The 24,383-nt window shown below is 70.6% G+C and carries 19 protein-coding genes and 1 pseudogene; 16 read left to right on the top strand and 4 right to left on the bottom strand.

Annotation, left to right across the window (positions count from 1 at the left end; genetic code table 11):
* Positions 1-498: 498 nt before the first annotated feature.
* From J2Z30_RS36110 to J2Z30_RS36060, 11 genes are all read left to right on the top strand, one after another.
* Positions 499-1,782, top strand: coding sequence for an MFS transporter (locus J2Z30_RS36110; protein ID WP_044577875.1), 1,284 nt, complete (start codon positions 499-501; stop codon positions 1,780-1,782).
* A gap of 9 nt (positions 1,783-1,791) precedes the next feature.
* On the top strand, positions 1,792-3,153 hold the full coding sequence (gene pafA, locus J2Z30_RS36105) for a Pup--protein ligase (protein WP_044577878.1): 1,362 nt from the start codon (positions 1,792-1,794) through the stop codon (positions 3,151-3,153).
* A gap of 113 nt (positions 3,154-3,266) precedes the next feature.
* On the top strand, positions 3,267-4,262 hold the full coding sequence (locus J2Z30_RS36100) for an FKBP-type peptidyl-prolyl cis-trans isomerase (RefSeq protein ID WP_044577882.1): 996 nt from the start codon (positions 3,267-3,269) through the stop codon (positions 4,260-4,262).
* A gap of 39 nt (positions 4,263-4,301) precedes the next feature.
* Entirely contained in the window at positions 4,302-4,676 is a 375-nt protein-coding gene (locus J2Z30_RS36095; protein WP_020872591.1) for an FKBP-type peptidyl-prolyl cis-trans isomerase, read from the top strand.
* Between the two features lie 113 nt (positions 4,677-4,789).
* Positions 4,790-5,755, top strand: coding sequence for a helix-turn-helix transcriptional regulator (locus J2Z30_RS36090; protein WP_020872592.1), 966 nt, complete (start codon positions 4,790-4,792; stop codon positions 5,753-5,755).
* Between the two features lie 20 nt (positions 5,756-5,775).
* Positions 5,776-6,735 (top strand): helix-turn-helix transcriptional regulator, encoded by a 960-nt coding sequence (locus tag J2Z30_RS36085; protein WP_044577887.1) that lies wholly within the window; start codon positions 5,776-5,778, stop codon positions 6,733-6,735.
* Positions 6,728-6,991, top strand: a complete 264-nt coding sequence (locus J2Z30_RS36080) for a hypothetical protein (protein WP_044577890.1) — start codon at positions 6,728-6,730, stop codon at positions 6,989-6,991. Before J2Z30_RS36085 ends, J2Z30_RS36080 begins: the two co-directional genes overlap by 8 nt.
* A gap of 10 nt (positions 6,992-7,001) precedes the next feature.
* Positions 7,002-7,205 carry a hypothetical protein gene (locus J2Z30_RS36075; protein ID WP_020872595.1) on the top strand — a complete coding sequence of 68 codons (204 nt, stop codon included), beginning with the start codon at positions 7,002-7,004 and terminating at the stop codon, positions 7,203-7,205.
* Between the two features lie 272 nt (positions 7,206-7,477).
* The gene (gene tatA / locus J2Z30_RS36070; RefSeq protein WP_044582155.1) at positions 7,478-7,768 is read left to right on the top strand and encodes a Sec-independent protein translocase subunit TatA; all 291 of its coding nucleotides are present in this window, start codon (positions 7,478-7,480) and stop codon (positions 7,766-7,768) included.
* Positions 7,769-7,830: 62 nt separating this feature from the next.
* Complete coding sequence (gene tatC / locus J2Z30_RS36065; RefSeq protein WP_078956997.1) at positions 7,831-8,793, top strand: twin-arginine translocase subunit TatC; 963 nt, start codon at positions 7,831-7,833, stop codon at positions 8,791-8,793.
* A 196-nt stretch (positions 8,794-8,989) separates the two neighbouring features.
* Positions 8,990-11,812, top strand: coding sequence for a DEAD/DEAH box helicase (locus tag J2Z30_RS36060; protein ID WP_044577895.1), 2,823 nt, complete (start codon positions 8,990-8,992; stop codon positions 11,810-11,812).
* A 23-nt stretch (positions 11,813-11,835) separates the two neighbouring features.
* Here J2Z30_RS36060 and J2Z30_RS36055 read toward each other — a convergent pair whose 3' ends face one another.
* The 4 genes from J2Z30_RS36055 to J2Z30_RS36040 all read right to left on the bottom strand — a co-directional run bounded on the left by J2Z30_RS36055 (position 11,836) and on the right by J2Z30_RS36040 (position 16,474).
* Entirely contained in the window at positions 11,836-13,098 is a 1,263-nt protein-coding gene (locus tag J2Z30_RS36055) for an IPT/TIG domain-containing protein (RefSeq protein ID WP_044577897.1), read from the bottom strand.
* 151 nt (positions 13,099-13,249) lie between these two features.
* Positions 13,250-14,032, bottom strand: a complete 783-nt coding sequence (locus J2Z30_RS36050; RefSeq protein ID WP_044577900.1) for an IPT/TIG domain-containing protein — start codon at positions 14,030-14,032, stop codon at positions 13,250-13,252.
* 610 nt (positions 14,033-14,642) lie between these two features.
* Positions 14,643-15,524 (bottom strand): siderophore-interacting protein, encoded by an 882-nt coding sequence (locus J2Z30_RS36045; protein WP_044577902.1) that lies wholly within the window; start codon positions 15,522-15,524, stop codon positions 14,643-14,645.
* Between the two features lie 47 nt (positions 15,525-15,571).
* A complete protein-coding gene (locus J2Z30_RS36040) occupies positions 15,572-16,474 on the bottom strand; it encodes a 5'-3' exonuclease (RefSeq protein ID WP_044577904.1) in 903 nt (300 codons plus the stop codon).
* A 267-nt stretch (positions 16,475-16,741) separates the two neighbouring features.
* On the opposite strand from J2Z30_RS36040, the gene J2Z30_RS36035 reads away from it, so the two are divergent.
* The 5 genes and pseudogenes from J2Z30_RS36035 to J2Z30_RS50170 form a co-directional block, all read left to right on the top strand.
* Positions 16,742-17,857: a quaternary amine ABC transporter ATP-binding protein gene (locus tag J2Z30_RS36035; protein ID WP_372453368.1), complete on the top strand. Its 1,116-nt coding sequence runs from the start codon at positions 16,742-16,744 to the stop codon at positions 17,855-17,857.
* Entirely contained in the window at positions 17,850-20,471 is a 2,622-nt protein-coding gene (locus J2Z30_RS36030) for an ABC transporter permease/substrate binding protein (RefSeq protein ID WP_044577908.1), read from the top strand. Before J2Z30_RS36035 ends, J2Z30_RS36030 begins: the two co-directional genes overlap by 8 nt.
* Positions 20,472-20,875: 404 nt before the next feature.
* The gene (locus J2Z30_RS36025) at positions 20,876-22,546 is read left to right on the top strand and encodes a TROVE domain-containing protein (RefSeq protein ID WP_044577910.1); all 1,671 of its coding nucleotides are present in this window, start codon (positions 20,876-20,878) and stop codon (positions 22,544-22,546) included.
* Between the two features lie 114 nt (positions 22,547-22,660).
* Positions 22,661-23,398 (top strand): helical backbone metal receptor, encoded by a 738-nt coding sequence (locus tag J2Z30_RS36020; protein WP_044577913.1) that lies wholly within the window; start codon positions 22,661-22,663, stop codon positions 23,396-23,398.
* A 254-nt stretch (positions 23,399-23,652) separates the two neighbouring features.
* Positions 23,653-24,366: pseudogene (locus J2Z30_RS50170) on the top strand (alpha/beta hydrolase); the annotation flags it as partial.
* Positions 24,367-24,383: the final 17 nt, after the last annotated feature.

Genomic DNA, 24,383 nt, shown 5'->3' with positions numbered 1-24,383 from the left:
GGCGTTTCGTCGTGGCCTGCTGTCGTTCCGCTGCCTGGAGGCGTTTCGTCGTGGCCTGCTGTCGTTCCGCTGCCTGGAGGCGTTTCGTCGTGGCCTGCTGTCGTTCCGCTGCCTGGAGGCGTTTCGTCGTGGCCCGCTGTCGTCCCGCCGCCCGGAGCCGTCTCACCGCCGCCCGCTGCCGTCTCACCGCTCGGGGCGCCGTGCCGCGCGGGCTCACCCGTCCGGCCGGTGCCCCGGGAACCTTTCCCGGCGGCTCCGCCCGTCGCGTGGGCGCGGTCCGCGCTCGCCACCATCGCCTCCGCTCCCCTCGGTCGCCGTACGGCTCGCCGCAGGCTGCTCATTCCGGCCCGCGAGTGGACCCGCGGTGGCGGCCATGGTACGTATGACGCTGGAAGTTATACGTACAACGTCACTCACGACCCGCGACGCGCTCGCGACAACCCGGCGGAACCCACCGGAACCACCGGAACCACCGGAACCCGCAGGAAGGGGCAGGCAATGGCGGCTGGCTACGGGGAACTGCTGCGCACCCCGCACGCGGCACGGCTGCTCACCGGCACGCTGCTGGGACGGCTTCCGAACGCCACCGCCGCCCTCGCCGTGCTGCTCTTCGCCCGCGCCGAGGGCGGCAGCTACGCCCTCGCCGGGGCGTTCTCGGCCGTCTACGGCGCGGCCAACGCGGTGGGCCAGCCGCTGCTGGGCCGGGCCGTGGACCGTCTCGGCCAGCCCCGGGTGATGCTCCCCGCCGCCGTGGCCTCCGCGCTCGGGATGGTCCTCTTCGCCGTCGTCGGGCTCGAGCCGCTGCCCGTGGCGTACGCGGCGATGCTGATCGCCGGGCTGTTCACGCCGCCGCTGGAGGGCGGGTTGCGGGCGCTGTGGCCCACGGTGCTGCGGCGCGAGGACCAGGTGCACGCCGCGTACGCGCTGGACGCCGTGGCCCAGGAGGTGATGTTCGCGGTCGGCCCGCTGCTGGTCACCCTCTCCGTGGCCGTGTGGTCCGAGGCGGCCGCGCTGCTGGTCATCAACGCCGTCGGGGTCGTGGGCGCGCTCTCCGTCGTGGTCTCGCGGCCCTCCCGGCAGTGGCGCTCCGCGCCGCGCGAGGCGCACTGGCTGGGCGCGCTGCGCTCGCCCGGACTGCTGGTGCTGCTCGGCTCGTTCTTCTTCATCGGGCTCGCCCTCGGCGCCATCGCGGTGGCCGCCGTGGCGTACGCCGACGAGCACGGCGGCGGAGTGGTCTCCAGCGCGCTGCTCTCCGCCCTCGGCGTAGGCGCGCTGGTCGGTGGCATCGTCTACGGCGGCCGCACCTGGCCCGGCGCGCCCGAACGGCGGCTGCGGCTGCTCGTGGCCGCGCTGGCGCTGGGCTATCTGCCGCTGATGCTGGTGCCGGGCGTCGTCACGATGACCGTCCTCGCCGGGGTGGCGGGCGTGTTCCTCGCCCCGGCGCTGGCCTGCGCCTTCGTCGTCGTGGACCGCCATGCGCCGTCCGGCACGGTCACCGAGGCGTTCTCCTGGCTGGTGACCACCTTCGTGGTGGGCAACGCGGCCGGCACCGCCGTGGCCGGGCCCGCCGTCCAGCTCGGCGGGGTGGCCCCCGGATTCACGGTGCCCGCGGCCGGTGGCGCGGCCGCGCTGGCGGTGCTGCTGGCGGCCCAGCGGTTCCTCCTGGAGGGGCCGCGGCCGGTCGTCCAGCCGACCGCGTACCGAACACCGGATGAACCTCCTACGGAAAATGATCGCAACCATGCCGCCGAACCCGGTTTCAGAGCACGCCATCAGGCGTAATGTTCAGGCATGGACCGCCGCATTTTCGGGCTGGAGAACGAGTACGGCGTCACGTGCACATTCAGGGGACAGCGCCGGTTGTCTCCTGACGAAGTGGCGCGGTACCTCTTCCGCCGTGTCGTCTCCTGGGGCCGCAGCAGCAATGTCTTCCTGCGCAACGGCGCCCGCCTCTATCTAGACGTGGGCTCGCACCCGGAATACGCGACACCCGAGTGTGACAATGTGACCGAACTGGTCACCCACGACAAAGCGGGCGAGCGCATTCTCGAAGGTCTGCTCGTGGACGCGGAGCGCCGCCTGCACGAGGAGGGAATCGCGGGCGACGTCTATCTCTTCAAGAACAACACCGACTCCGCGGGCAACTCCTACGGCTGCCACGAGAACTATCTGGTGGCACGGCACGGGGAGTTCTCCCGGCTCGCCGACATTCTCATCCCGTTCCTGGTGACGCGACAGCTCCTGTGCGGCGCGGGCAAGGTCCTCCAGACCCCCCGCGGCGCGGTCTACTGCGTCAGCCAGCGCGCCGAGCACATCTGGGAGGGCGTCAGCTCCGCGACGACCCGCTCCCGGCCGATCATCAACACCCGCGACGAACCCCACGCCGACGCCGAGCGCTACCGCCGGCTGCATGTCATCGTGGGCGACTCCAACATGTCCGAGACCACCATGCTGCTCAAGGTCGGCGCCACCGACCTGGTGCTCCGCATGATCGAGGCGGGCACGGTGATGCGCGACCTGACCCTGGAGAACCCCATTCGGGCGATCCGCGAGGTCAGCCACGACATCACCGGGCAGCGCAAGGTGCGGCTCGCCAGCGGGCGCGAGGCGTCCGCCCTGGAGGTGCAGCAGGAGTACTACGAGAAGGCCGTCGACTTCTGTGAGCGCCGGGGCATCCGCACCGGCATGGTCGAGCGCGTCCTCGAGCTGTGGGGCCGCACCCTCGACGCGATCCGCACCGAGGAGCTCGACCGGATCGGCACCGAAATCGACTGGGTGATGAAGTACCAGCTCATCGAGCAGTACCGGGCGAAGAACAACATCACCATGTCGCATCCCCGCATCGCCCAGATAGACCTCGCCTACCACGACATCCACCGCCGCCGCGGCCTCTACTACCTGCTGGAGAAGCGCGGCCAGGCGGCCCGGGTCTGCAACGACTTGAAGATCTTCGAGGGCAAGTCGGTGCCACCGCAGACCACCCGCGCCCGGCTGCGCGGCGACTTCATCCGCCGGGCCCAGGAGCAGCGCCGCGATTTCACCGTCGACTGGGTGCATCTGAAGCTCAATGACCAGGCGCAGCGCACCGTGCTGTGCAAGGACCCGTTCCGCTCGGTCGACGACCGGGTGGAGAAGCTGATCGCCGGTATGTGACCGGCGTACGGCTTACCTTCCCCTCGGGCCCCGTGCGTTCTCCGGACGGGGCCCGAGTCACGTCGTAGAGTGGCGCGCACTGGCCATCTCAAGATCTACCTAACGAGGACTCCGTGCGTCGACGCTCCGTACTCCTTGCCGTGCCCGCGGGCCTGCTGACACTCGCGGGCTGCGGTGACGATGAATCAGGGTCCGACAAGACCAAGCCGTCCCAGGAGCCGACGAGCCAGAGTCCATCACCGGCCCCCAGCGGCAAAATCGTCTCCGGTCCGGTGCCGGCCATTACCGCGGGTAAGAAGTTCGGAGAGAAACCGAAGGTCGCCAAGGGCACGGGGAAGCCCTCGCAGAGTCTCGCGGTCAAGACGATCAGACAGGGCGACGGCAAGAAGACGGCCAAGGGCGACTGGCTCCAGATCAACTACCTGGCGCAGATCTGGGACACCGGGAAGGTCATCGACAACACCTTCGACAAGAAGAAGACCGCCGCCTTCCCCGTGGGCAAGGGCCAGGTCCTCCCGGGCTGGGACCAGGGGCTGCTGGGCCGGAACCTCGGCAGCCGGCTGGAGCTGGCCGTCCCGCCCGCGTACGCCTACGGCAAGCAGGGGCAGCCACAGGCCGGTATCAAGGGCACCGACACGCTGGTCTTCGTCATCGACCTCGTCGGCGCCTACAACGCCAAGAGCTCGGCCAAGGGCAGCAAGGTGGACCAGACCGACGCCGACCTGCCCAAGGTGTCCACCAACACCGACGGCAAGGCGCCCAGCATCACCGTCCCCAAGAAGTCCGCGCCGAAGAAGCTGGTCTCCGAGTACGTCATCGAGGGTGACGGCAAGGAGGTCAAGAAGACCGACGCGCTGCTCGTCAACTACAAGGGCGTGCTGTGGGACGGCGGCAAGGAGTTCGACTCCAGCTACAAGCGCGGCGAACTCGCCCAGTTCTCGCTCCAGCAGGTCGTCAAGGGCTGGTCGCAGGGGCTGACGGGGAAGAAGGTGGGCAGCCGGGTGCTGGTCGTCGTGCCCCCGGATCTGGGCTACGGCAAGGCGGCCCAGAAGGGCATCCCCGCCAACTCCACGCTGGTGTTCTCCGTGGACATCCTGGCCGTTCTGTAGCCTGTGCGGGTTGCCCACCACGTCACAAGGAGCAATTTCGTGAGCATCGAGAAGCCCGAGGTCGACTTCCCGGGCGGCGAGCCGCCGGCCGAGCTGGAGATCAAGGACATCTGGGAGGGCGACGGGCCCGCGGCCAAGGCCGGCGACAACATCGCCGTGCACTATGTGGGCGTCTCCTTCAGCACCGGTGAGGAGTTCGACGCGAGCTACAACCGCGGCACCCCGCTGCGGATCCAGCTCGGCGTGGGCCAGCTGATCTCCGGCTGGGACCAGGGCCTGCAGGGGATGAAGGTCGGCGGCCGCCGCCAGCTCATCGTCCCGCCGCACCTCGGCTACGGCGACCGGGGCGCCGGTGGTGGCCGGATCAAGCCGGGCGAGACGCTGATCTTCGTCTGCGACCTGGTCTCCGTCTGAGACGGCCGTCCGTCGCGCCGAGGGCTCCTGCCGGTGAGCGGGGGCCCTCGGCTTTTGCCGCGTGTCCCGGTAGCGGTACGGTCACGTGGTTAGGTCACGAAGAAAGGGCGTCGATGGCGATTGCCAAGGCCGAGCGGTTGATGAACCTGGCCCTGTGCCTGCTGGGAACGCGGCGTCCGCTGACCAAACGGGAGTTGCGGGGCTCCATAGAGGCGTACCTCCAGACCGACACGGCCAACGACGAAGCGTTCAACCGCATGTTCGAACGCGACAAGGACGATCTGCGTGAACTCGGCCTGATCATCGAGACGGTGGAGGGCCTCGACGGCGAGATCGGCTATCTCGCCCGCCGGGACAGCAACCGCCTCCCGCCGATCACCCTCGACGCCGAGGAGGCCGCCGCCCTCGGCCTCGCCGCCAAGGTCTGGCAGCAGGCCCGGCTCGCGGGCGCCGCCAGCGGCGCCCTGCAGAAGCTGCGCGCCGCCGGGATGCCGGTCGCCGAGGATCCGTACGACACGCCCGGTCACAGCGCGCTGGAGCCGCGCATCCCGGTCCATGAGAGCGCCTTCGAGCCGCTGATGCTCGCCTGCCGCGACCGCCGCCCCGTCGTCTTCGACTACCGCAAGGCGAACGCCGCGCGCCCCGGGCAGCGGCAGGTCGAGCCCTGGACCCTGGAGTGCTGGCGCGGCCACTGGTATCTCGCCGGATGGGACCGGGAGCGCGCCGCCGAGCGGGTCTTCCGGCTCTCCCGGATCACCGGCCGGGTCCGGCTGCGGTCCGGCGCGTTCACCGCCGAGGTGCCCGACCACGTCACCGTCCGGGAGACCGTGGAGAGCTGGGCGGGCGAGACCGCCAACGGCACCGCCCGGATCCGGCTGCGCTCGGGCCACGGCTATCCGCTGCGGGCGAAGGCGCTGTCCACCCGGGAGGCCGGTGACGGCTGGGACGAGCTGGAGATTCCCTACGGGCACGGTCTGGACGCCTGGCTCGTGGAGTTCGGCCCGGATGTGGTCGTATTGGCGCCCGAGGAACTGCGGGCGGATGTCGTGGACCGGCTGCGCGCGGTCGCCAAAGGCTGAGGGGACGGATCTACTTCACCATGGCCGGAAACGCCATTGACCAGACCCGGCGGATGCTCTCCCTGGTGACGTATCTGCGTGAGCGCCCCGGCGCCCGCGTCGCCGACGTCGCCCGTGCCTTCGGCATCAGCGAGGACGAGCTGATCGCCGACCTGGATGTGCTGCCGCTGTGCGGCACCAGCTTCCGCGGCGGCGACCTGATGGACATCGACACCGACGGAGAGCGGATCTGGTGGCACAACCCCGATGACGTGGCCGAGCCGCTGCGGCTGGCCGCCGACGAGGCCACCGCGCTACTGGTCGCCGCCCGCGCCGTCGCCACCCTCTCCGGGCTGCGCGAGGGCGACCGGGACGCGCTGCTGCGGTCGACCGCCAAGCTGGAGGCCGCGGCGGGCGAGGTGGCGGGTGCCAGCTCCCGGCTCTCGGTGATCTTCGAATCGGAGGGCGGGGTCTTCGCAGACGTCGACCGCGCCATCTCCGAGCGCCGCAGGCTGTGGCTGCGCTACTACTCACCCGCGCGTGACGAGATCACCGAGCGTGAGGTCGACCCGATCCGGCTCTTCGCCGTCGGCCGCACCTACCTGGAGGCGTGGTGCCGCCTCTCCGAGGCGCGGCGGACCTTCCGGCTGGACCGGGTCGTCGAGATCAAGCTGCTGGACGACGCGTCCGACCCGCCGCCGATCGAGCTGCGCGACCTGTCGGAGCTGTCCTCCGCCCTGATCCAGACCGGCGCCGAGGACCCCGAGGTGGTCGTCGAGGTCGGCCCCGGCGGGCGCTGGGTCGCCGAGTACTACCCGCACGACAGCGCCGACGAGCTGCCCGACGGCGGCCTCCGGATCACGCTGCGCGCGCCCGACCCCGGCTCGCTGCGGCGCCTGGCGCTGCGGCTGGGCAGGGACGGCAGGATCGTCTCGCCGCAGGAGCTGGCGGACAGTGCTCGGGACGCGGCGCGGCGGGCGCTCGCGGCGTACGGTGAGTGAAGGGACGCATACAGTGACCGCACGGGGGAGTGCCACGTCGGTGATCTTCAAGGCAGCCTGTCCGCAGTGCCGCGGCCGGTTCGAGCTGGCCGCGGGCGCCCTGCGGCTGGCCATCGGGGCCAGCCACCGCACCACCTTCTACTCCTTCACCTGCCCCGACTGCGGAACCGCGGTGCGCAAACCGGCGGGGGAGCGGATCGTGGAGCTGCTCACCGGTGGCGGGGTGCGTACACTGCGGCTGCACTCCACCGTCTAGGCTCTGCCGCATGCTCTGGCCGATGCTCGCCCTCGCCCTCGCCTTCTGCGGAATCGCCGTTCTCGCCGTGCTCTCGGTGCGGGTCTACGCCGAGGTCCGCAGGCTGGCCCGGCAGGTGTCGGACAGCTCGGAGCGGATCACCCGGGCCGCGGAGGACCTGGAGCGGGCCTCGGCTCCGCTGGGGTCAACCGTCGACGCTCTGCGTCGGCAGTGACAGTCGCTCTGCGTCGGCAGTGACAGCCGCGCCGCGTCGGCGGTGCGGGTCGCCGCTGATGGGCACTCTGCTGCCCCACAGCCAAGCGGGGTACGCTGAGATTTCGTGGCCCCGGAAACGAGGCGGAGGGCCGCAACCCGGAGTCCGCACGGGGATTGCTTCCGGTTTACCCCCGCGCGCTACGATCGCTGACAGCACGGCTGCCGGACACCTGTCCGACCGGTCGGGCAGCCCCACCCCCAGCCGCCTCGGTGAGAAGGTAGACGCTTATGCTGTTCGGAAAGATCGGCGTTCCCGAGATTCTCCTCATCCTTGTCGTCGTGCTGCTGCTGTTCGGTGCCAAGAAGCTTCCGGACATGGCGCGCTCGCTGGGCAAGTCGGCCCGGATCCTCAAGAGCGAGGCGAAGGCCATGAAGTCGGACGGTCAGCAGCAGCAGAACGCGCCGGCCGACCCGCCCCACCCCGGTCAGGACGACGCCACTCACCGCACCATCCAGGCCGCGCCCGGAGACGTGACCAGCTCGCGCCCGGTGTCGGAGCCGAGCGACACCACCAAGCGCTGACCCAGGGCCACTTGAAGGCGGCGCGAAGGGCCGCCACCGGACGCACGAGATGAGGACGTGGGTTGCTCAAGTCTGCCCGCAAAACGGAGAAGGACCCCGAGGGGCGGATGCCCCTCTCCGAGCACCTGCGTGAGCTGCGCAACCGGCTGCTCAAATCGGTCCTGGCGATCTGTGTGGTCACCATCGTCGCGATGTTCTATTACATGGACATCGCCGAGTTCCTGATGCAGCCGGTGCTGGACTCCGTCGGCTGTGGCGGTGTCACGCTCTCCAGCCTCTCGGACAAGGGGAGTGGCGGTGGCCCCTGTGCGAACTTCACCACCAACGGTCTGCTGTCGCCGTTCACGATCATGCTGAAGGTCTCCTTCATGACCGGTGTGGTGGTGGCCACCCCGATCTGGCTGTACCAGTTGTGGGCCTTCCTCGCACCCGGGCTCCACCGCAATGAGAAGAAGTACGGCCTGTTCTTCGTCGGACTCGGCGTACCGCTCTTCGTCTGTGGCGCGTACTTCGCGTACATGATCCTGCCGACCAGCGCCAAGGTTCTCCTCGGCTTTACCCCGGGCGGGGTCAGTAACCTCCTCCCACTGGACGACTTCCTCGATCTGCTCGCCCGGATGGTCGTCGTCTTCGGGCTCGCCTTCGAGCTCCCGCTGCTGCTGATACTGCTGAACTTCACCGGCGTCCTCAGCGGACGCCGGATGCTCGGCTGGTGGCGCGCCATGATCATGGGGATCACGGTCTTCGGCGCCATCGCCACTCCCAGCACCGACCCGATCGGCATGTTCGCCCTGGCCGGGCCGGTCGTCGTGCTCTACTTCGGCGCCGTGGGCGTCTCGCTGCTCAACGACCGGCGCAGGGCGCGCCGCCGGGCCGCCGACCCGGACTTCGGGCTGAGCGACGACGAGGCGTCCCAGCTGGATCTGACCCCCGAGGCCGTGACCGCGCCCAGCGCCGCGCCGGAGCTCACCGACGGGGACGACTCCGGCTCCGCCCGGCGCAACGGCTACGACGACGTCACATAGCCGTACCTTGGCGTACCCTGCCGTACGCGGCCGTATCCGGTCATATCCGGCCGTGCCCACTCATATCCGCCCGCCCGCGGCCGTCCATCGGACGGCCCGACGGGCGGCTCGGTGAGCGGCCCGGCCGGTGGGCCGAACAAAGCCCCGATAAAGATCGCGTGCGCTGTCGGAGGTGGCCGGTAGGCTCGTAGATACGATGACCGACGAGCTATCTCCCGCCGAGCGCTATGCGGCGTCCCGCGACCGGGCCGCCGAGCAGGCCACCGCGCTGGCCCCCTTCCGCGAGATGTACGACTTCGAGCTGGACCCGTTCCAGATCGAGGCGTGCAAGGCCCTGGAGAGCGGCAAGGGTGTGCTGGTCGCCGCTCCCACCGGCTCGGGCAAGACCATCGTGGGCGAGTTCGCCGTCCACCTGGCGCTGACCCAGGGCCGTAAGTGCTTCTACACCACGCCCATCAAGGCGCTGTCGAACCAGAAGTACACCGACCTGGTGAAGCGCTACGGCGCCGACCAGGTCGGCCTGCTCACCGGGGACAACAGCGTCAATTCCGAGGCACCGGTGGTCGTGATGACCACCGAGGTGCTGCGGAACATGCTCTATGCCGGCTCCCAGTCGCTGCTCGGCCTCGGCTATGTGGTGATGGACGAGGTCCACTACCTCTCCGACCGGTTCCGGGGCGCCGTCTGGGAGGAGGTCATCATCCACCTCCCCGAGTCGGTGACGCTCGTGTCACTCTCCGCGACCGTCTCCAACGCCGAGGAGTTCGGCGACTGGCTGGACACCGTCCGCGGCGACACCGAGGTCATCGTCTCCGAGCACCGTCCGGTGCCGCTGTGGCAGCATGTGCTGGCCGGGCGCCGGATGTACGACCTGTTCGAGGAGAAGCACGGCCAGGACGGCGACCAGGGCGGACGCCGCGAGGTCAACCCCGATCTGGTCCGGCTGGCCCGGATGGAGAACAGCCGCCCCTCCTTCGGCCGCGACAAGCGCCGCGGCCGCAATATGCGCGAGGCCGACCGGGAGCGCGAGCGCCGCCAGCGCAGCCGGATCTGGACCCCCGGCCGCCCCGAGGTGATCGACCGGCTCGATGCCGAGGGGCTGCTTCCGGCCATCACCTTCATCTTCAGCCGGGCCGGCTGCGAGGCCGCCGTCCAGCAGTGCCTCCACGCGGGGCTGCGGCTCAACGACGAGTCGGCGCGCTCCCAGGTGCGGGCCATCGTCGAGGAGCGCACCGCCGGGATCCCCGACGAAGACCTCCATGTGCTGGGGTACTTCGAATGGCTGGAGGGCCTGGAGCGGGGCATCGCGGCCCACCACGCCGGAATGCTCCCCACCTTCAAGGAAGTTGTCGAGGAGCTCTTCGTCCGCGGCCTGGTCAAGGCGGTCTTCGCCACCGAGACCCTCGCCCTCGGCATCAACATGCCCGCCCGCTCGGTGGTGTTGGAGAAGCTCGTCAAGTGGAACGGCGAGCAGCACGCCGACATCACCCCCGGTGAGTACACCCAGTTGACCGGCCGCGCCGGGCGGCGCGGTATCGACGTCGAGGGCCATGCGGTGGTGCTGTGGCAGCGCACCATGGACCCCGCGGCGCTCGCCGGGCTGGCCGGCACCCGTACGTATCCGCTGCGCTCCTCCTTCAAGCCGTCGTACAACATGGCGGTCAACCTGGTCTCCCAGTTCGGGCGGCACCGCTCGCGCGAGCTGCTGGAGACCTCCTTCGCGCAGTTCCAGGCCGACAAGGCGGTCGTCGGGATCTCCCGTCAGGTGCAGCGCAACGAGGAGGGCCTCGAGGGCTATCGCGCCTCCATGACCTGCCACCTCGGCGACTTCGACGAGTACGCGCGGCTGCGCCGCGAGCTCAAGGACCGCGAGACCGAGCTGGCCCGGCAGGGCGCCGCCCAGCGGCGCGCGGCCGCCGCGGTCGCCCTGGAGAAGCTACGCGCCGGCGATGTCATCCACGTGCCCACCGGCAAGTTCGCCGGGCTCGCGCTGGTGCTGGACCCCGGGCTGCCCGCCGGGCGGGTGGGCGGCCACCGCGGCATGGAGTACCACGACGGGCCGCGGCCCCTGGTGCTCACCGCCGAGCGGCAGGTCAAGCGGCTGGCGTCGATCGACTTCCCGGTCCCGGTCGAGCCGCTGGACCGGATGCGGATCCCCAAGTCGTTCAATCCGCGCAGCCCCCAGTCGCGCCGCGATCTGGCCTCCGCGCTGCGCACCAAGGCCGGCCACCACGATATGCGGCGCCACCGCAAGGAGCGCTCGGCCGCCGCCGACGACACCGAGATCAGCCGGCTGCGCGCGGCCATCCGCGCCCACCCCTGTCACGGTTGCAGCGACCGCGAGGACCACGCCCGCTGGGGCGAGCGCTACCACCGGCTGCTGCGCGACACCCGGCAGCTGGAGCGGCGCATCGAGGGCCGTACGAACACCATCGCCCGCACCTTCGACCGGATCTGCTCCCTGCTGAGCGAGCTCGGTTATCTGCGCGGCGACGAGGTCACGGACGAGGGCAGACGGCTGGCGCGGCTGTACGGCGAGCTGGACCTGCTGGCCAGCGAATGCCTGCGGGAGGGCGTCTGGGAGGGGCTGCCCCCCGCCGAGCTCGCGGCCTGCGCCTCCGCGCTCGTCTACGAGGCGCGGACGGCCGATGACGCGCTGCCGCCCAAGCTGCCCACGGGCCGGGCCAAGGACGCGCTCGGCGAGATGGTGCGCATATGGGGGCGGCTGGACGCCCTGGAGGAGCAGCACAAGATCAACCAGGCGGAGGGCGTCGGCCAGCGCGAGCCGGACCTGGGCTTCGCCTGGGCCGCCTACCGCTGGGCCTCCGGCCATGGGCTCGACGAGGTGCTGCGTGAAATCGACATGCCCGCCGGTGACTTCGTGCGCTGGACCAAGCAACTGATCGATGTGCTCGGCCAGATCGCCGCGGCCGCCCCCGAGGGCACCGTGACGCGCAGCGCCCGCCGCGCGGTCGACGGGCTGCTGCGCGGAGTCGTGGCGTACTCCTCGGTCGGCTGAGCCCGTCGCCCGCCGCGGTGGGCTCAGGCCGGATCGTAGGTGAAGGGGAGGGTGTTGCTGTTGCCCGCGGGGGTGTGGAGCTGAACATTGACGGTTCCGGCCGCATGGGCCGGAGCCGTCGCCACGGCCAGGTTGTCCGAGAGGACGCTGAAGGAGGCCGGGACTCCCCCGAAGGTCACGGAGTCGGTGTAGGTGAGGTTGGAGCCGTTGATCGTGACGGAGTCGCCGCCCAACGACGAGCCCTCGTCCGGGATCAGCGAATTGATCACCGGGGCGCCGAGATAGGTGTAGTACGGGTTCCCCGGGCCCAGGGTGCTGGTGCCGCCAGGTGTGGTCACGGTGACCACGACCGTGCCGGTTCCGGGAGGAGCGGTCGCTGTCAGCTGATTGTCGGAGATCACGGTGAAGCCGGTGGCGAGGTTGGGGCCGAAGTTGACGGCGCTGGCCAGGGCCAGGCCGCTGCCGGTGATGGTGACGGAGTTACCGCCGGTGTCCGGACCGAACTGCGGGCTGACACCGGTGACGACCGGGGCGGCGACATAGATGTACGACAGCGGATTGCTGATGCCCCCCGGCGTGGTGACGGTCACATTCACCACCGACGCTGGTCCCGCCGGCGCGCTGACGGTGATTTGGGTGGCGGTGTTGGTGAGGATGGTGGCGGGGGTGGCGCCGAAGAGGACTTGGGTGGCGCCGGTGAGGTTGGTGCCGGTGATGGTGACGGTGTTTCCGCCGGAGGTGGGGCCTGAGGTGGGGTTGAGGTTGGTGAGCACCGGGGCCGCGACGGTTGTGTAGGTGTAGGGGAGTGGGTTGCTGGTGCCGCCTGGGGTGGTGGCGGTGACGTTGACGGTGCCGGTGCCTGCGGGGGCGGTGGCGGTGATTTGGGTGGCGGTGTTGGTGAGGATGGTGGCGGGGGTGGCGCCGAAGAGGACTTGGGTGGCGCCGGTGAGGCTGGTGCCGGTGATGGTGACCGTATTGCCGCCGCCGGTGGGCCCCGATGCCGGGCTGAGCATGGTGAGTACCGGAGCCGCGACCGTCGTATAGGTGAAGAACACGTTCTGGGTGCTGGTGCCTGTCGGCCCCGTGACCGTGACCTTGGCCGTGCCGCTCCCCGGCGGAGTCCTTGCCGTGATCTGTGTGTTGCTCACGACGACCACATTGGTGGCGAGATTCGGGCCGAACCTGACCACGGTGGCGCCGATGAAGCCGGAACCATTGATGGTGACAGGGGTCCCCCCGGCCGGGTTGCCTTGTGTGGGGCTGACGCTGGTCACTACGGGGGCCATGATGCCCTTCTCCTTCTCGAGCCGTGCGGACGGCCGTGCCCTGACCGACGGGACGTCGGCCAGGGCACGGGGGATCGGAAATCACCGTGTGCCATGCGGGGTGCTGACCCGGAAATGACCGCGCGGGGTTTGCCCGCCCACGGTCGGTGGATCAGGTGACGGTGAAGGCGCCGGGGCCGGATGTGCCACCACAGGTGGTGATCGTGAAGGCCCCGGCGCCCGCGGCCGCCGCGGCGGGCACCGCGGTGACGATGGACGTGGCGTCGATGGGGGTGAAGGCCAGGCCCGTGAAGGCGGTGGCGGCCGAGTCGGTGAACGTGACGTCGGTGATGCCGATGAGGCAGGTGGCGCCGGAGATGGTGGTCTCGGTTCCCGCCGCGCCCGTGGCAGGGGTCAGTGTGGCGGCGGTCAGAGTCGGTGCGTTGTAGTAGTCGATCAGGGTGGTGCCCGCGGTGCCCGTCCCGCCGGGCGTGGTGACGGTGACCTGCTGGGTGTCGAAGCAGCCGGCCGGGGTGTGGGCCGGAGCGGTGACGGTGACCGAGGTGTTGCTGCCGCCGGCGGCGAAGGCGACCGGAGTGAGCGCGCCCACGTTGACGGTGCCCCCGGCCGCGAAGCCGGTGCCGAAGACCGTGATCGAGCCACCGGCGGCGGGCAGGCAGGTCTCGTCCAGCCCGGTGGTCGTCGGCCGCACGATGACGAAGAACGGCACCGCGTTGGTCCTGGTCCCGTTCGACAGGTTGGTGCTGACCGAGACCTGACCCGAGCACGGCGCGGTGGACGGAACCACGAAGGTGACCACGGTGTTGGAGACCGCCGTCGGGCTGACGACGGCACCGCCGAAGTTCACCGAGACGGTCGTGCCCAGCGCCGTGCCGTTGATGTTGACGCTGGTGCCGACCGTGCCCTGGCTGGGAGTGAGGGAAGTGATGGGCATGAGTTTTCTCCAGTTCGATCGTCTTGCTGTGGGCGGGTCTGCCGAGAGAGGGGGGATGGGCACGTGGCCGTTGCCCGCACCGGCTTCCGTCGCGCAGAGGGGTGGAAGGGAGACGGACCCTCGGGGGCCCGGGACGCCACGGCCTTCAGCGGGAACCGCATGACCGGTGATGGCGACTTGAGAGGGACTCGACTCGTGCCCGGGTGCCGGCCGTAAGAGGGCGAGTCATGCATGGAACGGGTCGGCGCCGAGGTCACCGTGGTGCCGAAACTCTCGCTCGATGTGAGTCAACCAAAAGATGGATAGACGCGGAAGGTGTGAAAAAGGCTCGAACGGAGCTCATATGACGATATGTCAAGTCCTCGCGATGGGCTCCCGCAAGCCGGAGTGCGCCCTCCGAGCCCGCCGGATCGACGCCGGTTGCTCTGCCGCGTCCGCCGCGTCCGCCGCGTCCGCCGCGTCCGCCGCGTCAGCCGAGGCGGCACACGCGACGGCCCCGGCCGGATGCTCCCGGCCGGGGCCTGATGGTCGTACGCGCCGCTTCCGCAGCGCGACGGCCTCCTGCGCCGCGTCCCCCGCGCGACGACTTCGACTTCCCGCGCGGCGCCCCCTAGGCGGCGGCCTCCTCGGGTCCCGCGCCCTCCTGCTCCGCCTCGACCCGCTGGTTCCACTCCCGCTTCGACGCCTGCCAGCCGTCCTCGTCATGGCCGCGCCGCCAGTACCCGGAGATGGACAGCCACTCGCGCGGGATCTGGCGCTCCAGGCGCAGATGGCGGCGGATCTCCTTCACGAAGCCCGCCTCGCCGTGGACGAAGGCGTGAATCTGTCCGGGCGGAAACTCAAGCCCCCGTACGGCCGCCACCAGCGCCTCGCCGACCGGCGCGGCGCCCCGGTGCAGCCAGCTCACCTGGACCCCCTCGGGCACGGTGACCTTGAGCTCCTCCGTCTCGTCCGCCACCTCGATGAACACATGCACCGGCACCTCGGCCGCGCCGCCCGCGCGGCTGTCGGTGAGCCGCTCCAGCGCCGTGGCGATCGCGGGCAGCGCGCTCTCGTCGCCCGCGAGCAGATGCCAGTCGGCCTCGGCGCTGGGGGCGTAGGCGCCGCCCGGCCCCATGAAGTGGATCTCCTCGCCGGGCCGGACCCGGGCGGCCCACGGCCCGGCCAGCCCTTCGTCGCCATGGGTCACGAAGTCCACCGTCAGCTCGCGTGCGGCCGGGTCCCACGCCCGCACCGTGTACGTCCGCGTGACCGGCCACTGCTCGCGCGGGAACTCGGCGCGGATCCGCTCCGGGTCGAACGGCTCGGGGTAGACGGCGCCCCCGGTCGGGAAGAGCAGCTTGATGTAGTGATCGGTCCACTCGCCCGCGTGGAAGTCCGCGAGGCCGTCGCCGCCCAGGACGACCCGCACCATGTGCGGGGTCAGCCGGTCGGTGCGCACCACCTGTGCGCGATGCGGCGTGCGCGTCTTACGGGCCGGACGGTCCGCCATGGCGACCTCCCTGATCAACAAGAGTTAGGTTTACCTAACCTAACAGCTCACTCCTCAAGAGTGGACAGCAATCTGCGCAAAGATCCGCCCAATCCCCAGCGCTCCGCCAGCGCCGCCACGGCTCCAGGGTCGCGCGGCGACCGCGGCAGCGCCGGGTCGAAGGCCGGAAGCGCCACGTCCGAGGCGACCCGGACCACCTTCGGGGCGACCTCGACATACGCTCGCGCCTCGGCCAGCCGCTTGCGCTGGGCGGGGGTCAGCTTGGCGGCGGGGTCGTCGACGGCGGCCATGATCCCGGCCAGGTCGCCATGGGCGGCCAGCAGCTTGGCGGCGGTCTTCTCGCCGACGCCGGGCACCCCCGGCAGCCCGTCGCTGGGGTCGCCGCGCAACAGTGCCAGCTCCGCGTACCCCCGGCCGGTCACTCCGTACTTCTCGCGCACATAGGACTCGTCGACGAGCTGCAGGGTGCCCACGCCCTTGACGGGGTAGAGCACCCGCACCCCGCGCTCGTCGTCCACCAGCTGGAACAGATCGCGGTCGCCGGTGACGATGTCGACCGGGCCGGCCGCCCGGCCGGTGAGCGTGCCGATCACGTCGTCGGCCTCGTAGTCCGCGGCGCCGACCCGGGCGATGCCGATCGCGTCCAGCACCTCGTCGATCACCGGGACCTGCGGGGAGAGGGTGTCCGGCACCTCCTCCTGGTCCACCCCGGCCCCCTCCGCGGCCACCCGGTGGGCCTTGTACGTGGGGATCAGGGCGACCCGCCAGGCCGGGCGCCAGTCGAAGTCCATGCAGGCCACCAGGTCGTCCGGGCGGTGGTCCTGGACGAGCCGGGCGATGAAGTCCAGGAGCCCGCGCACGGCGTTCACCGGCGTGCCGTCGGGGGCCCGGACCGAGTCCGGGACCCCGAAATAGGCTCGGAAGTAGAGAGAGGCGGTGTCGAGGAGCATCAGGCGTCGCGTCACGAAAACGACTATGCACTACCCCACTGACATCAATTCCGAGGATAATGTGAACTGGATCACCGTTTGGTTTACGCCAAACCGATCGGGGCAGGCGCGCCCCCGGAGCGAACCCGTTCAGTGATTCAACTAATGCGGCGGTCAGCGGTCCGATGCCGTACCGCTCCACGACCCGCCGGCGGGGGTGGCGGGTCGTTTTTTGGTGCGATCTGAGAGGTACATGTGGCCAAATTGCGAGCCGAGCACCTGTACAAGGTGTTCGGCAGACGACCCGATGAGGCGGTGGCGCAGCTGGAAGGCGGTGCGGACCGCGAGGAGCTCCGGGCGAACGGGACGACCGCGGCGGTCGTCGATGCTTCCTTCGCCGTCGAGGCGGGCCAGATCTTCGTCGTCATGGGTCTGTCCGGGTCCGGCAAGTCCACCCTGCTGCGGATGCTGAACGGGCTGCTGGAGCCGACCGCGGGGCGTGTGCTCTTCGACGACGACGACCTGACCGCGCTCACCCCCAGGGGTCTGCGCGAGGCCCGGTCCCGCAAGATCAGCATGGTCTTCCAGCACTTCGCGCTCTTCCCGCACCGCAGCGTCCTGGAGAACGCCGCCTACGGCCTCGAGGTGCAGGCCGTGCCGCGCGAGGAGCGCGTCCGGCGCGCCACCGAGGCGCTGGAGCTGGTGGGCCTGGCCGGCTGGGAGAAGTCCTGGCCCGATGAGCTCTCCGGCGGTATGCAGCAGCGCGTCGGCCTCGCCAGGGCCCTGGCCACCGACGCCGACATGCTGCTGATGGACGAGTCCTTCAGCGCGCTGGACCCGCTGATCCGCCGCGATATGCAGGATCAGCTGCTCCAGCTCCAGAAGCGGCTCAAGAAGACCATCGTCTTCATCACCCACGACCTGAACGAGGCCATGCGGCTCGGCGACCGCATCGCCGTGATGCGCGACGGCCGGATCGTCCAGATCGGCACCGCCGAGGACATCCTGGTCACCCCCGCCAACGACTACGTCGCCTCCTTCACCCAGGACGTGGACCGCAGCCGGGTGCTCACCGCCGGCGCGATCATGTCCGAGCCGGACGAGGTGCTGGGCACCAAGACCGACGACGGCACCACGCTCCGTACCGCGCAGGACGTGCTGGCCGCCGCGCCCGCCACCGTCACCGAGGGAACCCCGATCATCGAGCTGTTCCAGCCCTGCTCGCGCAGCGGAGTCGCGGTCGCCGTGACCGACGACGACGGCGCGCTCACCGGCGTCGTCACCCGCGCCCGGCTGCTCGCCGCCCTCGGCGAGCCGGACGGCGGGTCCGACGGGGCCCAGCCGCCGTCCGGTGGCTCTCCGGATGCGCCCGAGACCACCAAGAAGGTGATCACCGGTGCCTAGGCTTCAGCTCGGCGACTGGATCAACTCCGGCGTCAACTGGCTCCGAGACAATCTGAGCTGGCTCTTCGACTTCATCTCCAGCGTCGTCCAGGGCATGTACGACGGGTTGAACACGGTGCTCAGCGGCCCCGAGCCGCTGCTGCTCGCGGGCATCCTGGCGCTGCTCGCCTGGTGGCTGCGCGGGCTGCTGCCCGCCGTGCTCGCCTTCCTGGGATTCGCCCTCATCGACTCGATCGAGTTGTGGGGCGAGGCGATGAACACCCTCGCACTGGTGCTGGTCGCCGGTGTGATCACTATCGTGTTCGCGGTGCCGCTCGGCATCTGGGCCTCGCGCAACCGCGCGGTGAGCGCCGTGATCCGTCCGGTGCTGGACTTCATGCAGACGATGCCCGCCTTCGTCTACCTGATCCCCGGCATCTTCTTCTTCGGCCTCGGGGTGGTCCCCGGTGTCGTCGCCACCGTCATCTTCTCGATGCCCCCGGGCGTCCGCATGACGGAACTGGGTATCCGGCAGGTGGATGCGGAGCTGGTCGAGGCGGCCGACGCCTTCGGCACCCATCCGCGCCGCACCCTGATGCGCGTCCAGCTTCCGCTGGCCCTGCCCACCATCATGGCGGGCGTCAACCAGGTGATCATGCTGGCGCTGTCCATGGTCGTCATCGCCGGCATGGTCGGCGCCGAGGGCCTGGGCTCCACCGTCTTCCAGGCGATCAGCTCCGTCGACGTCGCCATGGGCTTCGAGGGCGGTATCGCGGTGGTCATCCTGGCCATGTACCTGGACCGGATGACCAGCGCGCTCAATCAGCGCGTCTCCCCGCTGGCCCGCCGCGCGCTGGCCAAGGAGAAGGCCAAGCAGCTCAGCGGTCTGAAGGTGCTGCACTGGCGCCCCGCGACCTCCGTCGCCATGGTCGGCGTGGTCGTCTTGGCGCTGGTCGCCGGCGGCATGAGCATGTTCGGCGGCGACGACGAGGGCCCCGAGGTCTCCGCCAACGTCGGCAAGGGCCAGTCGGTCAACATCGGCTACATCAACTGGGACGAGGGCGTCGCCTCCACCTTCCTGTGGAAGGAACTCCTGGAGCAGCGCGGCTTCAAGCCCAAGGTGCAGTCGTACGACGTCGGCGCGCTGTACACCGGTATGGCCGCGGGCAACATCGACTTCGAGACGGACTCCTGGCTGCCCACCACCCACGCCTCGTACTGGTCGAAGTACAAGAGCAAGCTGGAGAACCTCGGCTCCTGGTACGGCCCCACCTCCCTGGAGGTCGCGGTCCCCTCGTACGTCAAGGGCGTGAAGACCCTGGAGGACCTCGAGAAGAAGTCCAGCACCTTCAAGAAGAAGATCATCGGCATCGAGCCCGGCGCCGGTGAGATGAAGCTGATGCAGGACAAGGTCATGCCGGGCTATGGGCTGAACAAGAACTTCAGCCTGGTAAAGGGCTCCACCGCGGCCATGCTCTCCCAGCTGGACCGCTCCTACTCCAAGAAGGAGCCGATCGCGGTCACCCTGTGGTCCCCGCACTGGGCGTACGACAAGTACAAGCTCACCAAGCTGAAGGACCCCAAGGGCGCCTTCGGCAAGGGCGACCGCATCGACTCCCTCGCGCGCAAGGGCTTCTCCAAGGAGAACCCGCAGGTGGCCAAGTGGATCAAGAACTTCAAGCTGGACGAGAAGCAGCTCACCAGCCTGGAGTCGGCCATCCAGGACGCCGGTAAGGGCAAGGAGCAGCAGGGCGTGCGCGCCTGGCTGAAGCAGAACCCGGGCATCGCCAACAAGCTCGCCCCGGTGCCCGGCGGTGCCGACCAGAAGGGCAAGGACGCGGGCGCCGCGCCGATGATCGGCTACTTCCCGTGGGACGAGGACATCGCCACCACCTACCTGTGGAAGAACGTCCTCGAGCGGCGTGGCTACAAGCCGGAGATCAAGCAGTACGACGTCGGCTCGATGTTCACCGGGATGAGCACCGGACAGGTCGACGTCGAGTTCGACGGCTGGCTACCGGTCGCCCAGAAGCAGTATTGGGACAGATACAAGAAGAACCTGGTCGACGTCGGGTCGTGGTACGACAAGACCTCCCTGGAGATCGCGGTGCCGTCCTACGTCAAGGACGTGAAGTCGCTCGCCGACCTCAAGGGGAAGGCCGGCACCTTCGACGGCAAGATCGTCGGTATCGAACCCGGGACCGGCGAGATGAAGCTCCTGAAGGGCAAGGTGCTCAAGGAGTACGGCCTGGACAAGGAGTACAAGGTCAGTGACGGCTCCTCGCCGGCGATGCTGGCCGAGCTGGAGCGCTCGTACGCCAAGAAGGAGCCGGTGGCCGTGGTCCTGTGGACCCCGCACTGGGCCTACAGCAAGTACAAGCTGACCAAGCTCGCCGACCCGAAGAAGGCGTTCGGGGCCAGCAACCAGCTCCACACTCTCGCCAACAAGTCCTTCCCGAAGGAGTTCCCCGAGTTCAACGGGTGGCTGAAGAAGTGGCACATGACCGAGAAGGAGCTGGCGAGCCTGGAGCAGGCCGTCCAGGACGCCGGTAAGGGCAACGAGGAAAAGGGCGTCCAGAAGTGGATGGACGCCCACCCCGGCATCGTCGACAAGATGGCGCCGGTGACTTCCTGACCCACCGTCCGCACCACACACACCGCGGCCCGGAGCGCATGCTCCGGGCCGCGGTGCCGTGCTGTGCGGGCGGTGCCGCGCAGGGGGACGGAAAACCGGATGACGGTCTGGGAGGCGGCCCCCTACTGTCGTACCCGTGAACGCACCTCCCGGTGCGAAGACGACGGTTACTTCGGTCGATTTGGGTTCGATTCCTGAAACACTCCGCCCGGTGCGGGGTGGGAAACACACCGTCGTCGACTGTGATCTCGGGAGGCGCGCGCACGGCATCGGAGCGCCTGGTGCGCGGGCCGCGGCTACTTCCCTTCCAGAACGGTCCGCCGCCCACTCCTGACCTCAGGCGCTGCCGACGCACCGGCGCGTCGCCTCCTCCCAATGCCCGCTCGGGGGAGAGGCATGACCGCATGACCAAGTTCAACCGCGTCTTCCGGCGCGCCGGGGCCACGACGACCACCTATGAGGGCGGCGCCGCCGTCACCCGCGACAGCAAGTCCGAACTGGTGCTGCTGGCCGTGGTGAACATGGTCGGCGAGCAGACCTTCTACGAGCCCTCCGACGACCGCGACGACCGCGACGACCGCGACGACCGCGACGACCGCGATGACCGCTTCCGCACCCTCGTCCGCGCCGTCGCCGTCGAGGACGCCGACTGGACCGCCCGCTTCATCAGCTGGCTGCGCGCCGAGGCCCTCATGCGCACCGCGTCGCTCGTCGCCGCGGCCGAGGCCGTCGCGGCACGTCTCGCGGCCGGGCTGCACGGCGGCAACCGCCCCATCGTCGCCGCCGCGTGTCTGCGCGCCGACGAGCCCGGTGAGTTCCTCGCCTACTGGACCGCCCACCACGGCCGCACGCTGCCCAAGCCGGTCAAGCGCGGCCTCGCCGACGCCGTCCGCCGCCTCTACTCCGAGCGCTCGCTGCTCAAGTACGACACCGAGAGCCACGGCTTCCGTTTCGCCGACGTCCTGGAGCTGGTGCACGCCGCGCCGGACCCCGACAAGCCGTGGCAGGGCGAGCTGTTCCGGCACGCCATCGACCGCCGCCACCAGCGGGAGGCCGCGCCCCCGGTCTCGCTGCGCACCCTGCGCGCCCGCGCCCGGCTGACGGCCCTGCCGCAGTGGGAGCGCCGTGCCGTGCTGGAACGGCCGGACGCCGCCGACGCGCTCCGTGCGGCGGGCATCACGTGGGAGGCGCTCGCGGGCTGGCTGCGGGGGCCGATGGACGCGCCGGCCTGGCAGGCCGTGCTGCCCTCGATGGGCTACATGGCGCTGCTGCGCAATCTGCGCAACTTCGACCAGGCCGGACTGCCGGACGCGGTCGCCGAGCGCGTCGCGGCACGGCTGGCCGACCCGTCGGAGGTGGCCCGCTCCCGCCAGTTCCCGTACCGCTTCCTGTCCGCGTACCGGGCCGCGCCGTCGCTGCGCTGGGGCCACGCCCTGGACCGGGCGCTGACCGCGTCCACGGCGGCCGTCCCGGCGCTGCCGGGCCGCACCCTCGTGCTCGTCGACACCTCCGGCTCGATGCAGACGCAGGTCTCGAGCCGCTCCCAGGTGCGCCATGTGGACGTCGGCGCGCTCTTCGGGGTCGCGCTCGCGCACCGCGGCTGCCAGGTGGACCTGGTCGGCTTCGCCTCCGGGCACTTCGGCCACCGGCTGACCCCGGGCGGCTCGGCGCTCCGCGACATCGAGGCGTTCTGCGCGCGGATCGGCGAGGTCGGACATGGCACGGAGACGGGCGCGGCGCTGCGGGCGGCCTACCGCGGACATGACCGGGTGGTGATCGTCTCGGACATGCAGGCGTTCCCGGAGGCGCGCCGCGGCCGGTCCGTTCCGGTCTCGGAGGCCGTCCCGGCGCGGGTGCCGGTGTTCGGCGTCAACACCACCGGCTACGCGGCCACGTCCATCGACACCGGCCGGCCGAACCGGTACGAGATCGGCGGCTTCAGCGACAAGCTGTTCACGATGGTCGGGCTGCTGTCGGAGGGCGGCGACGGCGGCGGGCGAGGTGACCGGGGCGGGCGAGGTGACCACGGCGGCCGGGCCGTCTGGCCGTGGGAGGTGCTGCCGGAGGCGGTGTAGGGGTGGCCGGGCGTTGGGGCGGCCGGTTGGGGGCGGCCGGGCGTTGGGCGTGTGGGCGTTGGGGCGGCCGGGTGCAGGGGCCGGATACGCCTCGTCGCGCCGTACGGTGGAGCGATGAGCTCTCGCACCCCCGTACGGCGCGTGGTGTCCCTCGTGCCCTCGCTCACCGAGGCCGTCGCCGCCACCGCGCCGGAGCTGCTGGCCGGGGCGACCGACTGGTGCACCCATCCGCCCGGCCTCACCGCGGAGCGGATCGGCGGCACCAAGAACCCCGACACCGCCCGGATCGCCGCTCTCGCCCCCGACCTCGTGATCGCCAACGAGGAGGAGAACCGACCCTCCGACCTCGCCGCGCTGCGCGCCGCCGGTCTCGAGGTCCTGGTGACCGAAGTGCGCACCCTGGAGCAGGCGTTCACCGAGCTGGAGCGGGTCCTGGTGCGCGGCTGCGGACTGGCCCGGCCCGGCTGGCTGGACGCGGCCGAGGCCGCCTGGGCGGACGTACGGGCCGGAGGCCCGGTGCGGCACGCCGTCGTACCGGTGTGGCGGCGTCCGTGGATGGTGCTGGGCCGGGACACCTTCGCCGGTGACGTCCTGGCCCGGCTGGGCGTACGGCACCTCTACAGCGCGCATCCCGAGCGCTATCCCCGGATCCCGATCCAGGAGCTGACGGCGGGGGAGGCGGATCTGGTGGTGCTGCCCGACGAGCCGTACAGCTTCACGGCCGACGACGGCCCCGAGGCGTTCCCCGGCCTCCCGGCGGCCCTGGTCAGCGGCCGTCACCTCACCTGGTACGGCCCCTCGCTGGCGGAGGCGCCCGCCGTCCTCACGGCCGCGTTGTCGGCGGCGCGCTGACTGTATGGGGGCCGGGGGAGGCGCCGGTCGCCGCGGCGAGAGCGACGGCCAGGGCCGCTCCGCGATGAGCGACGATCCTGACTTCGCGTCTGCCGTAACTTTTCTTCGCGAGGGAGATGGGCCCGCCTCACCGATGAGCCCCTCACCGATGAGCCCCCTCACCGATGAGCCCGATTCCTCGATGAGCCCGCTGCCCCCGCGAGTGCCGACCACCCACGACGGAGGACCCTTTGCCGAATGTCATCGCCGTTCCCATGGAGCCCAAGGCGGCACGGGCGGTCCGCGACCGCCCCGACGCGCTGATCGGCGCCCCGCTCCCGGACGACGCCGAGGTGCGGGGCGACTGGGTCCGCGCGCCCGGCGCCCGCGGCGGCGCGGTGATCTATGTGCACGGCGGCGGGTTCGCCCACACGATGCCCGAGGCCGAGCGGGTGATGGCCTATCGGCTGTCCAAGGCGACCGGACGCCCCGCCCTGCGGGTGGACTACCGGCTGGCGCCCGAACACCCGTATCCCGCGGCGCTCGAAGACGTGCTGGCCGCCTGGCGCGGCGTGCTGGACGACGGCATCCCGGCCGCCGAGGTCGTTCTCGCCGGGGAGTCGGCCGGGGCCACGCTGGTGCTCTCCGCCCTGCTGGAGATCCGGCGGACCGGAGGCCCGCGGCCCGGTGCCGCGATCGCGGTCTCACCCATCACCGACTTCGCCCTTACGGGTGCGTCGATCGCCGCCAACGACGGTAAGGACGTACTGAGCCGGGCCGTGCTCGGCTCCATCAGCGCCCAGTACCTGGCCGACGCGCCCGCCGACCGGGCCCCGCAGTCGCCGCTGTACGGCGATCCGCGCGGGCTGCCGCCGCTGCTGATCGCGGTCGGCACGGACGAAGTGCTCCTGGACGACGCCCGCCGCTTCGCCGAGGCCGCCGACGCCGCCGGGGTGAGCGTGCGCCTGGAGGAGTACGAGGGCGTGCCCCACGCCTTCCACCTTTC

Origin of the sequence: Streptomyces iranensis (genome assembly GCF_017874715.1) — a bacterium.
Lineage (GTDB): Bacteria > Actinomycetota > Actinomycetes > Streptomycetales > Streptomycetaceae > Streptomyces > Streptomyces iranensis.
Note: the sequence above shows the minus strand (reverse complement) of the source record. Positions and strands in the feature narration are given on the sequence as shown.